Raw genomic sequence first — 14,665 nt, 5'->3', positions numbered from 1 at the left:
GACATGTCAAGTTTAATAATAGTTGGTGCAGTTGCCTCAATTTTGGGATTTGTCATCGCTAAATTGATAGACCGCTCATCGATTTTAAAATGGCAAACGACATCTTCTCATTTTGAATCCCTTTATACTGAATCCCTTCAGCGTGAAGAAAAAGCCAAAGACGAATACTCAAAAGCTAACGAAAAACTTCAAGCTGAATTGAAATCTGAATTAAATGAACGCTATCAAATTCAGAATAAATTTACCCAGAAAGCAACCGAACTCGAAGGTTTAAAACGACAATGGTCGGAGCAAAAAATAGAAATGCAAGACCTGCAGAAAAAATTCGGAGAAGAGTTTGAAAACTTAGCTCAGCGAATTTTGGAACAAAAGTCTGAAAAGTTTACTCTGGAGAACAGAAAAAATATCTCTCATATTTTGGATCCATTGAAAGAAAAACTCAATTCCTTTGAGACCAAAATTGAAAAAACAAATACTGATTTTCTTAAAGGCCATTCTCAATTGGGTGAACAGCTGAAACATCTGAATGAGCAAAATCTGAAAATTTCTGAAGAAGCCAACAATTTGACCAAAGCTTTAAAGGGCGACAATAAAACACAGGGGAATTGGGGCGAAATGATTCTGGAAAAAGTCTTGCAAAAGTCTGGATTGGTGAAAGGTAGAGAATATGAAATCCAGTCGCATTACAAAGATGAAAATGGGGTAAGTAAACTACCGGATGTGGTGGTGCATTTACCCAATGAAAAGTTGATGGTCATCGATTCTAAAGTTAGTTTAAAAGCCTATGAACATTACATCAATACTGAAGATGAGCAGAAAAAACAAACTTATCTGAAAGCTCATGTGAAGTCTCTGGAAACTCACCTGAAGGGCTTAAAAGAAAAGCGATATGATTTATTGGGAGGAAATGCTTCTCCAGATTTCATACTCATGTTTATTCCTGTAGAACCAGCTCTGTTTTTGGCTCAAAGTGAGAATTCAAACTTTTTTTATACTGCTTTTCAGGATAATATATTAATGGTAAGTCCTACGACTTTACTTTCTACCTTGAGAACCGTGGATATGGTATGGAGTAATGAAAAGCAACAGCAAAACGCACTGGAAATTGCAAAACATGCTGGAGATTTATATGATAAATTTGTGAATTTGATCGAGGGATTGGATGCTTTAGGAAACCGCATAGAATCCACAAAATCTACTTACGATCAAGCCATGAAAAAGCTTACTGGACAACAGAATCTTATAAAAGACGTTGAAGTTTTGAAAAATCTGGGAGTCACCACAAAAAAAAGAATTGATCCAAAATGGATTGCACATAAAAATCAAACCAATGACCAAGAAATTTAAACATAGTTCAGAATCTGCAGTCATACTTAGCCAATTGATGCTCCCCTCCCATTCCAATTTTGGAGGTAAAATTCATGGAGGATTCATTTTATCCTTATTGGACCAGGTGGCCTTTGCCTGTGCCTCCAAACATTCAGAAAACTATTGTGTCACAGCTAGTGTTGACCGTGTAGATTTTTTAAATCCTGTTGAGGTTGGTGAGCTCCTAACATTGAAATCTACCATAAATTATGTAGGAAGGACTTCCATGGTAGTTGGGATAAGAGTAGAATCTGAACATATCCATGATGGAACTAAAAAGCATTGCAATTCATCCTATTTTACTATGGTTGCAAAAGATAAAAATGGCAAATCAGCGGAAGTACCAGGTTTGAAATTGGAATCTGAAGATGATTACCGCCGATTTATCAAAAACATCAAACGGATGGAAAACAGATCACGTCATGATGAAATCTTCTCAAATTTTAAATTTGATAAAAAAGAATATCAAAGCGTTTTAAAACAACACAATGTGATCATGAAATAATTTATAGAGATTCTAAACAATTAGATTCCTTTAAATTTTATTGAAATAACAGATCATTTTTTTAGTGGAATGAAAAATTCAATTTAGAATTTATATGTGATTTTATTGAATTTTAGTTTTAAAATGAATCTTAAAATAAAAACACCCCATTTAGATAGGGGTGTTTTTATTTTTATAAGACTTTATTGTAGATTTACCCCTAAATAAAGTTCGTATGAAAAAAATAGAGGCTATTATAAGAAAGTCACGTTTTGATAAAGTCAAAGAAGCACTTCATAATATCCAGGTGAATTTTTTTAGCTACTGGGATGTTACCGGCGTAGGAAACGAACAACAAGGTCACGTATACAGGGGTATCTCCTACAGTACAACCGATATCCAAAGGCGATATTTAGTTATTGTCGTTTCTGATGACTTTGTCGAGAAAACAATTGACACTATAATCGAACATTCAAGAACTGGGGATGTTGGAGATGGTAAAATTTTCATCTCAAACATTGAAGATTGTATAAGAATCAGAACCAACGAAAGAGGGATGAAATCTATTAAATAAACTATATGAACCAGGCATTATTTACAGCAAATAATTTATGGATGATGTTATGTATCGCTTTGGTCTTTATCATGCATCTTGGATTTTCCTTACTTGAAATCGGGCTAACTCGTCAAAAAAATACAATCAATATCCTGTTCAAAAATTTCTTTATTATTTGTTCTGGTTTAATACTCTATTACCTGATTGGTTTCAATTTAATGTATCCAGGGGATTTTAATGGTTGGTTGGGTTTAAGTGGAATTGGACTTGAGCTCCCAGAAAATGGACTTACAGAAGCTTATGCAGAAGGCGGTTATACGTATTGGACAGATTTCTTATTTCAAGGAATGTTTGCCGCAACAGCGGCGACTATTGTCTCTGGAGCTGTAGCAGAACGAATCAAGATTGGTGCTTTTATGATTTTTTCCATCATTTACGTAGGCATAATTTATCCCATTAGCGGTTCCTGGCTTTGGGGCGGTGGTTTTTTGAGCGATTTTGGCTTTTACGATTTTGCAGGATCAACCTTGGTACACTCTGTGGGTGGATGGGCAGCATTGATGGCAGTCATTTTTTTAGGACCACGAATAGGGAAATTTAAAGGAAAAAAAATCTTTGCTATCCCCGGACATAATATACCTCTCGCTGCAACTGGAGTATTTCTACTATGGTTTGGTTGGTTTGGGTTCAACGGAGGATCTGTGCTTTCTGCAGAGACCTCGAGTACATCGTTGGTTTTGGTTACCACAAGCTTGGCTGCAGCTGCAGGTGGACTCGGAGCCTGTATAAGTAGTTTTATGGTTTTTAGAAATTTTGACGTTACTATGTTTATGAACGGAGTTTTAGGAGGGCTGGTTGGAATTACAGCCGGAGCAGACCTCATGTCTCCTCTTGAAGCTATTTGTATAGGACTCATAGCAGGTTTGATCATTGTTTTGGCTGTAAAGCTTATGGATATATTAAGGGTAGACGATCCCGTAGGTGCAATACCTGTCCATTTATGTTGTGGGATTTGGGGAACTCTTGCAGTTGGAATATTTGGAAGTATAGCTAGTCTAAATCAACTTTTTATCCAGTTTGCATCTGTGATGACTATTGGAGGATTTTGCTGTTTGAGTGCTTGCATCATATTAATACCTCTGAAAAAAGTATATGGTTTAAGAGTTTCTGCGAAACACGAAGTTGAAGGACTTGATATTCATGAACACGGTATGGATGCGTATGCTGATTTTGGGTTAAACCAACACTAATATCTTTGGATAGGACTGGCTGAAGGAGGATAGGTAATTGTCGAATCTTTTTGCCATTCCGTTAATAATTCCAAGTGATTAATTTGAATTTTTGGTGCTTGACTTTCAAGTGCACCAGATTGGAATTCCCTTTGAAGGATGTCTTCTATGTAAAAATCTTCTTTATTGATTGAGGGATTGTACTCTTCCTTTAGAGAAATATTGAAAAAATTAGCGGTAGTGTTATACCAGAAAGCATTCCAACCAGACCTTAAATCTTTTACAAGTTCGAATGTAGTAATACCAGTTTGTCGGTGGATTAACTTGACCAAAATCTGACCTTCAGTTTTCGTGAGTTTTTTAAGCTCATCCGTAAATTCATTTTCAACATATCTTTGAATCACCTTTGTATACCTTTTCTTGTCGCTTTTAGACTCAATACTTTCGAGACGTTCATTCAGAGCTTGAAACCGTTCTGAAGCTAACTTGGCATAAGGCCATACTTTTTTTGTTTTTCGCTTTAGAATAAGATAACTTCTAAAGTCATTTCTGTCTTTAAATTTCAGTTTAGGGTAAATAATAACTTCATCAAGTTCAACTTCACTTACATATGTAGTGTCTTTGCTTATGATAATATATCTTTTCTGTTCACTATTTGGAACAGTAGTTATTTCTTTATATCTAAATTCTTGCGCACTTAATGTTAAACACATAAGCGTACAAAAACATACAGCAAATTTCACAACATTACATTTAGTAATTATACGAACTATAATCATTCCAAAATTAAGGATTCGTTTTCAACTTTATCTCAATACTTTACTAAATTAGCACTATAAAACAGATAGATATGAATGATAATTCACTTAAATTTTTAGAAAAATATTTAAATAATGCAGCTCCAACTGGCTATGAATGGGAGGGGCAAAAATTATGGATGGACTATCTTAAGCCTTATGTAGATGAATTTATTACAGATACGTATGGAACAGCTGTTGGAGTTATCAATCCAGATGCAGACTTCAAGGTAGTAATAGAAGGCCATGCAGATGAAATTTCCTGGTATGTCAACTACATTACAGATGAGGGACTTATTTATGTGATAAGAAACGGCGGTAGTGATCACCAGATTGCCACCTCTAAACGTGTTAATATACATACCAAAAAAGGAATTGTTAAAGGTGTTTTTGGTTGGCCGGCAATTCATACTAGAGATAAATCTAAAGAAGAAACACCAAAAATTGAAAACATATGTATTGACGTTGGTTGTTCGACAAAAGAAAAAGTTGAAAAACTTGGTGTCCACGTTGGTTGTGTTATTACCTACCCTGATGAATTTTTTATTCTGAATAATGACAAATTTGTCTGTAGAGGATTAGACAACAGAATGGGTGGCTTTATGATAGCAGAGGTAGCAAGAATGCTGAAAGAAAATAATGTAGATCTGCCTTTTGGACTTTATATCACAAATTCTGTACAAGAAGAAATTGGCTTACGCGGAGCAGAAATGATAAGTAATACAATCAAACCAAATGTAGCCATCGTAACAGATGTTTGTCATGATACCACTACTCCAATGATCGATAAGAAGAAAGAAGGCTTGACCAAAATTGGAGCAGGACCTGTGATTAGTTATGCCCCTGCAGTTCAAAACAAATTACGGGAAATGCTTATCGATACAGCTGAAAAACACAAAATTCCATTTCAGCGCCTAGCTGCAAGTAGAATGACTGGAACTGATACAGATGCTTTTGCCTATAGTAATGGTGGTGTAGCTTCTGCTTTAATTTCTCTACCTTTAAGATACATGCATACTACAGTAGAAATGGTTCATAGAGACGATGTAGAAAACGTCATTAAATTAATTTATAACTCTTTACTTGAGATAAAGAGCGGTGATACTTTTAGTTATTTTGACTAATTAATACCAATTAATTTCAATAAAAAAAGCAGCCTTAAGGCTGCTTTTTTTATTGAGGTGATTTCTTTCGTATGACTATTTTTCGAACTCTTCTTTAGTGTATTTATCATCCCAATTCTTAACATTAGGATCTCCTAATTTATTTTGAGATTTAGCAACAAGCATAGAAACAGCAGCATCGCCGGTAACGTTTACACTTGTTCTCAACATATCAAGTGGTCTGTCAACTGCAAAAATCAATGCTAGACCAGCTTCAGGAATTCCAGCCTGACCTAAAACGATAACCAGCATCACCATTCCTGCACCTGGAACAGCAGCGGAGCCTATAGATGCGAGAGTTGCTGTTGCAATGATTCCTAGTTGCGCTGCAAAACTTAACTCCATACCGAAAGCTTGAGCAATAAATACAGCTGCTACTGCTTGATACAAACTAGTTCCATCCATATTGATAGTTGCACCAATAGGTAGTACAAAACTTGAGACTTGAGGATGAACGCCTAGATGCTCTTCAACGCGCTCCATGGTCACCGGTAGAGTTGCAGCACTCGAACTCGTTGAAAATGCCAGTAATTGAGCAGGCGATATTCCATTGAGAAAAAAGCGAGGTGATTTTTTTGTAAAGATACCTACGATCATGGCATAAACTCCAATCATAAGTAGTAATCCTCCAACTACACAAAGTGCATAATAACCCAATGCAATGAATAAATCTGTGCTTGGCGCCTCTACGACTAGAGCTGCCAATAGGGCGAAAACACCATATGGAGCTGCAAGCATTATGAGGTCTATCATTTTTAAAATGACTTCATTGAGCGAATCAAAAAATTCTTTTATCGGTTTCGACTTTTTCTCTGGAATTAGAATCATCCCAATACCGAAGAAAATGGCGAAGAAAATCACTTGAAGCATATTGGAATTGCTGGAAGCTGCGCCAAATATATTATCTGGCACCAAATCTTCTAAAGCTTGAAGCGGGCCAGAATCCTTTTGTTTTTGGGCATTTTGGCGTGTCATCTCTGCATCACCCCCATAACTCTCTACAAGTTCTTCTCTTGTATCACTTTCAATGCTTTTACCTGGTTCAAAAACATTAACTATCAACAAACCAATAGAAACGGCAATTATCGTTGTCGTGAGGTAAGTTAAAATCGTTCTTAATCCCATTTGAGACAAACTTGAAATATCTTTCAAATCTGAAACACCTTTGATTAAAGAAGCTAAAATTAACGGAACTGCTATAAGTTTTAATGCATTGATGAATATTGTACCAAATGGTTTTATCCAATCCGTTATGAAGCCACTGCCCCATTCGAAATTTGATAATATAAAAGCAAATAAAATTCCTAGGCCCATTCCTATGAGAATTTGCCAGTGCAGTTCTAGTTTTTTCATCTTAATTAATTGATTTGTTTAATAAGAAAGCATCTGCAAGTACAAGAGCGGCCATAGCTTCAACTACAGGGATAGCTCTTGGAACAACACAAGGATCATGTCTCCCTTTTCCATGCATTTCAACTTCCTCAGCATTTTTATTTATAGTTTGTTGTTTTTGCATAAGTGTTGCAACAGGTTTGAAAGCAACTCTGAAATTGATATCCATCCCGTTAGAAATTCCACCTTGAATACCTCCGCTATGATTGGTTTTGGTCGTCCCATCAGTGTTGAACAAATCATTATGTTCACTTCCTTTCATGGAAATCCCATCAAATCCGGACCCGTAATCAAATCCTTTTACGGCATTTATGGTCATCATAGCCTTGCCGAGATTAGCATGAAGCTTTTCAAAAATAGGATCTCCAAGGTTTTTGGGAACATTTGAGATAATACATTTTACAATCCCACCTATGGTGTCCCCTTCTTTTCTAATTTTTTTGATAAAAGCCTCCATTTCTGAAGCTCTATTTTCATTTGGACACCTCACTGGATTTTTTTCTATTACATCAAAATCTATTGAATCCTCTTCGGATAATTGGAGTGATCCAACGGAATGAGTATATGCGGTAAACTTTACATTATTCAATAATTGTTTTGCGACTGCTCCAGCTACAACCCAAGATGCAGTTTCTCTGGCACTAGACCTTCCTCCTCCTCTATAGTCACGCTGACCGTATTTTTGATCGTAAGTGAAATCTGCATGATTTGGTCTATACACATCTTTTATATGACCATAGTCTTTGGACTTATTATCTGTATTTTGAATTTCAAACCCTATAGGTAATCCAGTAGTGACACCTTCAAAAATTCCAGATTTAAAATGAACAATATCAGATTCTTTCCGTTGAGTAACAATTGAGGATTGCCCTGGTTTTCTTCTATCCAGTTCAATCTGAATCTTCTCTAAATCTAACCTTATACCGGGTGGAACTCCATCAAGAATACCTCCAATGGAAACGCCATGGGATTCACCGTATGTAGTGAGTTTTAAAAATTTTCCGAAGCTATTTGATGCCATGAGATGTTTTGAACAAATGTAATTGTTTTAAGCAATAATCAAAAAGTTATCAAATTAGATTACTCAATAAAAATAGCAATTAAAAAAATAAAGTAAAATTATAGTTAAGTAACCTGTTGAATTCATAACCTATGGCTTAAACTTTCATAATCTTAGATTTACAGAAAAAAGTCAATAACTGAGTTACTTTGGTAAAAACCATGCATTTTGAAAAGAAAAATTGACTTAGTTGTTCTATCAGATATCCACTTAGGAACTTTTGGTTGTCATTCACAAGAGCTTTTAAACTATCTTGACTCCATTGAACCAAAAAAAATAATACTTAATGGAGATATCATTGATATATGGCAATTCAGAAAAAACTATTTTCCTAAAACACATTTGACAGTGATTAAAAAACTGATTGAATTTTCTATGTCTGGAACTGAAATTGTGTATATAACAGGAAATCATGATGAGATGTTGAGAAAACTCAGCGATTTTGAAATAGGGAACATTAAATTACTGGACAAATTAATTCTAAATTTAGATGGCAAAAAAGCTTGGTTTTTCCATGGTGATGTTTTTGATATTTCAGTTCAAAATGCCAAATGGATAGCAAAACTTGGTGGATGGGGCTACGATATACTAATTTTAAGCAATAGGTTTCTTAATTTTTTACTATTGAAAATTGGTCGTGAAAAATATTCGCTATCAAAAAAGATTAAAAACTCAGTGAAAAAGGCGGTAAAATTCATTGACGATTTTGAGAAAACAGCTACCGATTTAGCAATTGAAAATGGCTATCATTATGTCATATGCGGCCATATCCATAAACCTCAAGTCTCACGAAAGGTCAATAAAAATGGCACTTGTCTATATTTAAACTCTGGAGACTGGGTTGAAAACCTCACAGCTTTAGAATATCATAATGAACGTTGGAAATTATTTTATTACAATAAGTTTAAATCTAAAACAGGTAATAATGATCACAATAAACCTATCAATTTGATAAGCGCACTTACAATTTTTTCAAACAAGAATATGAAAAGCGGATAAAATCCGTTATTTGCATAATATCTTTTGTTATGAAAAAAATTCTTCTACTAGCTGTTTTTATTTTAGCGGCACTATCCTGTTCTGAAGAAGATGACTCTTTTTTGGTTTTAGATGTCAATTATTTTCCTTTAGAAATTGAAAACTCGTGGACATACAGTAACCAGTCATATTCAAATACTGAAAATTCCCAAGGAACCGAAACCTTAACAATTAATAATCAAGATGGGAATAGGTTTAATTTTACTCAACTCATAGATTCTAATGCTGGATTATTTACTAGTGTTCTTGCTTCGGGGGAAGTTTATAAACAAAGCGGTAATCAAAAAATAATCTACGATGGGAATCTAAGCTTAGCACTTGATAATAAGCTTCAAAACTTTGAATTTCCACTTGATGACATTATTCTTTACGACGCCAATTTATCTCAGGGAGACGTCATGTTTTCGAATGCTGGAGAACTCCAACAAAATATTAATGGATTCCCTGTGGATTTTGAATATGAAATAAACTCAACCCATAAAGGATTTTTAATTTCTGAAGTTATAAACGATGTGACTTACGAAGATATTTTTGTTTCTGAAATCATATCTCACTTTCTGCAAGTGTCTTTTTAGTAATTTCAAATTTTTCAATACTTCAAAAACAAGACATTATTAAAATAACCAATTATTACGCTAAAGACATTGGATTGATATACAGCAAAGCCGATACTGAAATCATTTTTGAAGATATTCCTGAACAATTAAATACTGAAATCTCTGATGTAAATACGACATCAACTCAGAATCTTATGAGTTATAGTTTAAGTACAAATTTATAAAACATACTTATTGAGAATCGAAACAGGATGCAATGCTTCTTTTTCGGTTCCATCTTTAATTTGATGCCTGCAACTTGTTCCATTAGCACAAATCATTGCATTTGATTTTCTCACAGCTGGGAACAATACAAGCTCACCAATGGCTTGACTTACCTCGTAATGTTCCTCCTCATAGCCAAAACTACCAGCCATACCACAACACCCAGAAGGGATCAAGGTGACCTTGAAGTTTCTTGGTAGATTCATCAAATTAAATGTATGAATCTGGCTGGAAAGAGCTTTTTGATAGCAATGGTTATGAATTTTAATTTCTTTAGTTTCTTCTGAAAATTGATCTGATGTCAGATTTCCTGCTTGAATTTCAGAATCCAGAAATTCTTCTATGAGAAAAACATGCTTTGACAGATTTTCCGCAGATTTCTTATCTGAAGCCAGCTTTATGTATTCATCTCTAAAGCTTAAAACTGTAGAAGGTTCAATTCCTAGTAAAGGCGATTCTGTAGAAACAACTGGGTCAAAAATCTTGATGTTTTTATCTATAAAACCTTGAGCTTCATCCAGCAAACCTTTGGAAAAATAAGCTCTTCCACTTTCTTCGTGCTTGACTACTTTAACTTCATAACCAAGTTTTGTAAGAAGCTCAATTGCATCGACACCAATATTGACATCTAAAAAATTAGTGAATTCATCTATAAATAAAAACACAGATTTTTTGATTTCAGTTTTAGGCTTCAAAGAAATAGATCCCTTAATTATTTTTGACCGTAATGACTGTGAGCTCAATTTTGGTAAACTTCTTTCTTTAGCTACACCCGCAGTTTTTTTGACTAGTGTCGAAGTAAATGCATTTGAATTTGCCCAATTGTACAAAGGAGCAATTGGAGATATTAATTTATTTATCAAATTATTTTTAGCAAACACCTGAGTTCTAAATTTAACTCCGTTTGCCTTTTGATATTGATACAAGAATTCGGTCTTAAAAGCTCCCACATCCACATTACTAGGACATTCATTTTTACATGCTTTACAACTAATGCATAAATCAAAAATCTCTTTTAAATCTTCATTATCAAATGCATTTTTCTCGAGGTGATTTTGGGTAAGTACCTCTCTAAGCATATTGGCTCTGGCCCTAGTTGTATCCTTTTCATTTTTGGTGGCTTGGTAACTAGGGCACATGCCTCCTTCAAATTCATGAGATTTTCTACAATCACCACTACCATTACACTGTTCTGCAGCTCTTAAAATTCCAAGATTTTTGGAAAAGTCCATTTTTGTTGAAATCTCTGGTTCTTTCCTATCGATCTCATATCGTAAATCGGTATCAATTGCTTTAGGATTTACAATTTTTCCAGGATTAAGAAGATTTTTGGGATCAAATAAATGTTTAATATCCAAGAGAATTAAATAACATTCTTCACCAACAACGCTTCTTGTAAAAGGAGCCCTCACTCTTCCATCACCATGTTCTCCACTTAAGGCTCCTCCATAGCTTTTTACAAGATTAGCAACATCTTTAGAAATATTTTTAAAATCATTGACACCCTTAGATGTTTTCAAATTTAAAATTGGTCTTAAATGAATTTCACCTGCACCTGCATGAGCATAATAAACCGCTTTCTGATTGTAGGATTTCATGATTTTAGTAAAATCAGAAATATAATGAGGTAAATCTTGAATGGTAACAGATGTATCTTCAATACAAGCAACAGCTTTTTCATCTCCTTTTATGTTACCAAGAAGTCCCAATCCTGCTTTTCTAAGTTCCGCAGCCAAATCAATTTCACCATTTTTCAAAACAGGTGTAGCATAAGCCTTGGTAGAAGATTTCAAATCATTTAGTAAGTCTTTAATTTGATCGGTAAGCTCATCTAGAGAATCCGATTTCAGTTCAAGCATCAATATGGCTTCAGGATCCTTTTCTATAAAAAACCTGTGATCCATGTACTTCATGCTGTCCTTCGTACAATCTAAGATGGTTTTATCCATCATTTCACAAGTATATAGATTATGGGTCATACTTATTTCTACAGATTCGAGACAGTCCGAAATACTAGAGAAATGAGCTGCAATAAGTGCTGAGTGATTTGGAGGAGAATCGTCAAGTCTTAATTCTAATTCTGTGGCTATGTATAAAGTACCCTCACTTCCACATAGAAGTCTATTTAAATTAAAATATGGATTCGTATCGCTTTTGAAAAAAGATGTATTGTAGAGTTCATCGATTGCATAACCCGTATTTCTTCGATGGATTGATGACTTTGGAAATCCTTTTTCTATAAGTTTTTCAATATCGTTTCTTTGAAAAAGATCATTGAAATATTTATAAATAGCACCTTCCAGTGTATTCAATTTTAATTTTTCTTCAAACTCACTTTTTGTGATTGGCTTCACTTCAATGAAACTACCATCAGACAGAAAACCTTTTGAAGAAATGACTTTATCACGGGTAACTCCATATTTTATAGATGTAGTTCCGGAGGAATTGTTTCCAAACATACCTCCTATATTACAGCGGTTACTAGTAGATGTATTAGGACCAAAAAAAAGATGCTTAGATTTTATGTCCCTGTTCAAAGCATCTCTTACAATTCCAGGTTCTAAGCGAATGACTTTATTTGATCCATCAAAATTTAATTGCTTAGTGAAGTATTTGCTTAAGTCTAAAATTATACCATCTGTGACACATTGCCCTGCTAACGAAGTACCCGCTGCACGAGGCGTAATAGATAATTTGTGTTCATTTGAAAATTCGAGTATCTTTTTAAGGTCTGAGTTACTTTTAGGATAAATTACCGCTAATGGGATTTCCCTATATACAGATGCATCTGTTGCATAAATAGAAGTGTATAAACTATCTGTTTGTACATCTCCCTCAATAGAATTAGCTAAAGACTTGAATTTTAATTTCATCATAAAGGAATAAGGTATCAAAAATACTGTAGATTATTTTATTTTAATCCTGAACAAACGATAAGATTAAATCTAAAATTAAATGATAAAAATCAGAGCTTATCATTAAAGTTTTGAAAAAAATAAATACAGTAACTTTAATTTGCTAAATTTATATTTTAAGCTTAACAATGGGTTGAGTTTGATTACATTTAAAAAGTTACACTAAAAATAGACAACTCAAAAATTTTTAATTATGGACATTAATTTTAATTACGTACACGTTACAGCGAGCGAAAGACTTGAAGAATTGATAAGTAAAAAATTAAACAAGCTGGAAAATAGATATGATTGGATAGTCAGAGGTGAAGTTTTCTTCAAGACTGAAAATACATCTAGTCCAGATACTGGAATGATCTGCGAAGTTAAGTTGAGTGCTCCAGGTCAAAATGTTTTTGCTTCATCTAATGAAAAAAGTTTTGAATTAGCCATCACAAATACAATAGATGACATCACTAGACAGCTTCAAAAGAAGAAAGAGAAGATGAGTTCCAGGTAAATCGATAGAATTTTTAATAACAAAAAAGCCGAAACATATGTTTCGGCTTTTTTAGTAATTGTCATGTTCTAACTTGACTATTCCTTCATTGAGTTGATTTGCTCTTGAAGTTTTTTAGCTTCCTCGTTTTTTTCTAATTGGTAATAAATGTTCAAACGAGTTTGCATAGCATCCATATTATCAGGATCTAATTCATTGGCCTTTTCAAGATATGGTAAAGCATCTTTATAATATTGCTTTTTCTTTTCATTCAATTCTTGATATTTCTTATTATCTGCTCTAGAATTTCCAAGTTTATTCATTTCTTCAACAATGCTTCTTTCTTCACTTAAAGTGAGTGCTGCTAAATTAATGTAAGCATTGACCATTTCTGGATCTAGCTCAATCGCTTTTTTGTAATAATCCTTTGCAGAATCTTTGTCTCCCAATTGTTCAGACGCCACACCTAAGTTGTAATATAAGGAAGGATTTTCTGGATCCTTTAATACGACTTGTTTCATCACTTCGTTATACTTATCAACTTTTCCAATTCTGTAGTATAAATCTGCTTCAGCTTGCATAATACTGATGTCATCAGGATTCTCTTCTTTTGCCTTTTGAATCGCTACTAGAGCTTCATCTGGCTTATCTTGCTGGATGTAAATCAAAGAAACATTTTTTGCAATTTCACCGGTAAGTCTTGGTGTTTTTTGAATCGATGGATCAGCGAACTCATCTGTTTTCACTGCGATATCTCGCATGTTTTTAGATTCAAAAATTTCAACCTCTCCTGTTTCTTTATTTGTAGCTACATATTGAGTAGTAGCACCATCAAAACCAAGATCTAAAAGTTCACTGTAATAATTTAAAGCTTTATCATAAATTTTACCATTTACTGCAGCTGAAGCTGCATAATAAAGCATTACAGTATCATTTTTATTCATTTGGTACGTTTTATACAACAGTTTTTGTGCTGTATCAAAATCTCCTTCATTTTGACCATCTATAGCAGTCTGCACCATAGTTTGTCTTAATTTGGTCTGATAGTTTAATGCATCTTCATTATCTTTTTCTAGCTCCAAGACTTTATCTACAGATTCCAGAGCAGTATTAAGATTTTCCATCATCTCATCACCAGACTGGCTAGATGCCATATTACCATGTGTTTTTGCCTTTGCTAAATGATAGCGAATTACCCATTTGTCTTTTTCATCAACCAATTGCGGCTTTGCAGCATTCAGTTCTGTCAAAGCTTCACTATAATTTCCGTCCTCAACAGCACTTTCGGCGCTTCTGATCTCGCTTCTTTGAGAAAACCCTAAACTTGTTATTCCTATTAAAGCTATTGCTAAAATTGACTTTTTCAT

General features: G+C 34.2%; 13 protein-coding genes. 8 read left to right on the top strand and 5 right to left on the bottom strand.

Annotated features, from left to right (window positions below; genetic code table 11):
- Positions 1 to 3 precede the first annotated feature (3 nt).
- The 4 genes from rmuC to LB452_RS10275 all read left to right on the top strand — a co-directional run bounded on the left by rmuC (position 4) and on the right by LB452_RS10275 (position 3,658).
- A complete protein-coding gene (rmuC, locus tag LB452_RS10290) occupies positions 4 to 1,347 on the top strand; it encodes a DNA recombination protein RmuC (RefSeq protein ID WP_224461657.1) in 1,344 nt (447 codons plus the stop codon).
- Positions 1,331 to 1,873: an acyl-CoA thioesterase gene (locus LB452_RS10285; protein ID WP_224461656.1), complete on the top strand. Its 543-nt coding sequence runs from the start codon at positions 1,331 to 1,333 to the stop codon at positions 1,871 to 1,873. Before rmuC ends, LB452_RS10285 begins: the two co-directional genes overlap by 17 nt.
- A gap of 214 nt (positions 1,874 to 2,087) precedes the next feature.
- On the top strand, positions 2,088 to 2,426 hold the full coding sequence (locus tag LB452_RS10280; protein ID WP_224461655.1) for a P-II family nitrogen regulator: 339 nt from the start codon (positions 2,088 to 2,090) through the stop codon (positions 2,424 to 2,426).
- Between the two features lie 5 nt (positions 2,427 to 2,431).
- On the top strand, positions 2,432 to 3,658 hold the full coding sequence (locus tag LB452_RS10275; protein ID WP_224461654.1) for an ammonium transporter: 1,227 nt from the start codon (positions 2,432 to 2,434) through the stop codon (positions 3,656 to 3,658).
- Here LB452_RS10275 and LB452_RS10270 read toward each other — a convergent pair.
- Positions 3,655 to 4,380, bottom strand: a complete 726-nt coding sequence (locus tag LB452_RS10270; RefSeq protein ID WP_224461653.1) for a DUF4294 domain-containing protein — start codon at positions 4,378 to 4,380, stop codon at positions 3,655 to 3,657. The genes LB452_RS10275 and LB452_RS10270 overlap by 4 nt on opposite strands.
- A 107-nt stretch (positions 4,381 to 4,487) precedes the next feature.
- Here LB452_RS10270 and LB452_RS10265 point away from each other — a divergent pair, with 107 nt between their 5' ends.
- Positions 4,488 to 5,558, top strand: coding sequence for a M42 family metallopeptidase (locus LB452_RS10265; protein ID WP_224461652.1), 1,071 nt, complete (start codon positions 4,488 to 4,490; stop codon positions 5,556 to 5,558).
- Positions 5,559 to 5,633: 75 nt separating this feature from the next.
- Here the strand turns inward: LB452_RS10265 and LB452_RS10260 are convergent, their stop codons facing one another.
- Positions 5,634 to 6,950 carry a dicarboxylate/amino acid:cation symporter gene (locus LB452_RS10260; RefSeq protein ID WP_224461651.1) on the bottom strand — a complete coding sequence of 439 codons (1,317 nt, stop codon included), beginning with the start codon at positions 6,948 to 6,950 and terminating at the stop codon, positions 5,634 to 5,636.
- Position 6,951: 1 nt separating this feature from the next.
- Positions 6,952 to 8,010, bottom strand: coding sequence for a chorismate synthase (gene aroC / locus LB452_RS10255; RefSeq protein WP_224461650.1), 1,059 nt, complete (start codon positions 8,008 to 8,010; stop codon positions 6,952 to 6,954).
- 204 nt (positions 8,011 to 8,214) lie between these two features.
- On the opposite strand from aroC, the gene LB452_RS10250 reads away from it, so the two are divergent.
- Positions 8,215 to 9,048 (top strand): UDP-2,3-diacylglucosamine diphosphatase, encoded by an 834-nt coding sequence (locus LB452_RS10250; protein ID WP_224461723.1) that lies wholly within the window; start codon positions 8,215 to 8,217, stop codon positions 9,046 to 9,048.
- A 29-nt stretch (positions 9,049 to 9,077) separates the two neighbouring features.
- Positions 9,078 to 9,662, top strand: a complete 585-nt coding sequence (locus tag LB452_RS10245; protein WP_224461649.1) for a hypothetical protein — start codon at positions 9,078 to 9,080, stop codon at positions 9,660 to 9,662.
- A gap of 200 nt (positions 9,663 to 9,862) precedes the next feature.
- Here LB452_RS10245 and LB452_RS10240 read toward each other — a convergent pair whose 3' ends face one another.
- Positions 9,863 to 12,781 (bottom strand): FAD-binding and (Fe-S)-binding domain-containing protein, encoded by a 2,919-nt coding sequence (locus LB452_RS10240; RefSeq protein WP_322966315.1) that lies wholly within the window; start codon positions 12,779 to 12,781, stop codon positions 9,863 to 9,865.
- A gap of 235 nt (positions 12,782 to 13,016) precedes the next feature.
- Between LB452_RS10240 and hpf the strand changes: the two genes are divergently transcribed.
- The gene (gene hpf / locus LB452_RS10235; RefSeq protein WP_224454384.1) at positions 13,017 to 13,319 is read left to right on the top strand and encodes a ribosome hibernation-promoting factor, HPF/YfiA family; all 303 of its coding nucleotides are present in this window, start codon (positions 13,017 to 13,019) and stop codon (positions 13,317 to 13,319) included.
- A gap of 77 nt (positions 13,320 to 13,396) precedes the next feature.
- Here the strand turns inward: hpf and LB452_RS10230 are convergent, their stop codons facing one another.
- A complete protein-coding gene (locus LB452_RS10230) occupies positions 13,397 to 14,665 on the bottom strand; it encodes a tetratricopeptide repeat protein (protein WP_224461647.1) in 1,269 nt (422 codons plus the stop codon).

Source organism: Psychroflexus longus (assembly GCF_020164595.1).
GTDB lineage: Bacteria > Bacteroidota > Bacteroidia > Flavobacteriales > Flavobacteriaceae > Psychroflexus > Psychroflexus longus.
The sequence above is the reverse complement of the archived record's forward strand: the minus strand, read 5'-3'. Positions and strand labels throughout refer to the sequence as shown.

Coding starts and splice junctions, on each gene's coding strand:
- rmuC (WP_224461657.1), top strand. CDS start 4: ATGTCAAGTTTAATAATAGTTGGTGCAGTTGCCTCAATTTTGGGATTT.
- LB452_RS10285 (WP_224461656.1), top strand. CDS start 1,331: ATGACCAAGAAATTTAAACATAGTTCAGAATCTGCAGTCATACTTAGC.
- LB452_RS10280 (WP_224461655.1), top strand. CDS start 2,088: ATGAAAAAAATAGAGGCTATTATAAGAAAGTCACGTTTTGATAAAGTC.
- LB452_RS10275 (WP_224461654.1), top strand. CDS start 2,432: ATGAACCAGGCATTATTTACAGCAAATAATTTATGGATGATGTTATGT.
- LB452_RS10265 (WP_224461652.1), top strand. CDS start 4,488: ATGAATGATAATTCACTTAAATTTTTAGAAAAATATTTAAATAATGCA.
- LB452_RS10260 (WP_224461651.1), bottom strand. CDS start 6,950: ATGAAAAAACTAGAACTGCACTGGCAAATTCTCATAGGAATGGGCCTA.
- aroC (WP_224461650.1), bottom strand. CDS start 8,010: ATGGCATCAAATAGCTTCGGAAAATTTTTAAAACTCACTACATACGGT.
- LB452_RS10245 (WP_224461649.1), top strand. CDS start 9,078: ATGAAAAAAATTCTTCTACTAGCTGTTTTTATTTTAGCGGCACTATCC.
- LB452_RS10240 (WP_322966315.1), bottom strand. CDS start 12,781: ATGAAATTAAAATTCAAGTCTTTAGCTAATTCTATTGAGGGAGATGTA.
- hpf (WP_224454384.1), top strand. CDS start 13,017: ATGGACATTAATTTTAATTACGTACACGTTACAGCGAGCGAAAGACTT.
- LB452_RS10230 (WP_224461647.1), bottom strand. CDS start 14,665: ATGAAAAAGTCAATTTTAGCAATAGCTTTAATAGGAATAACAAGTTTA.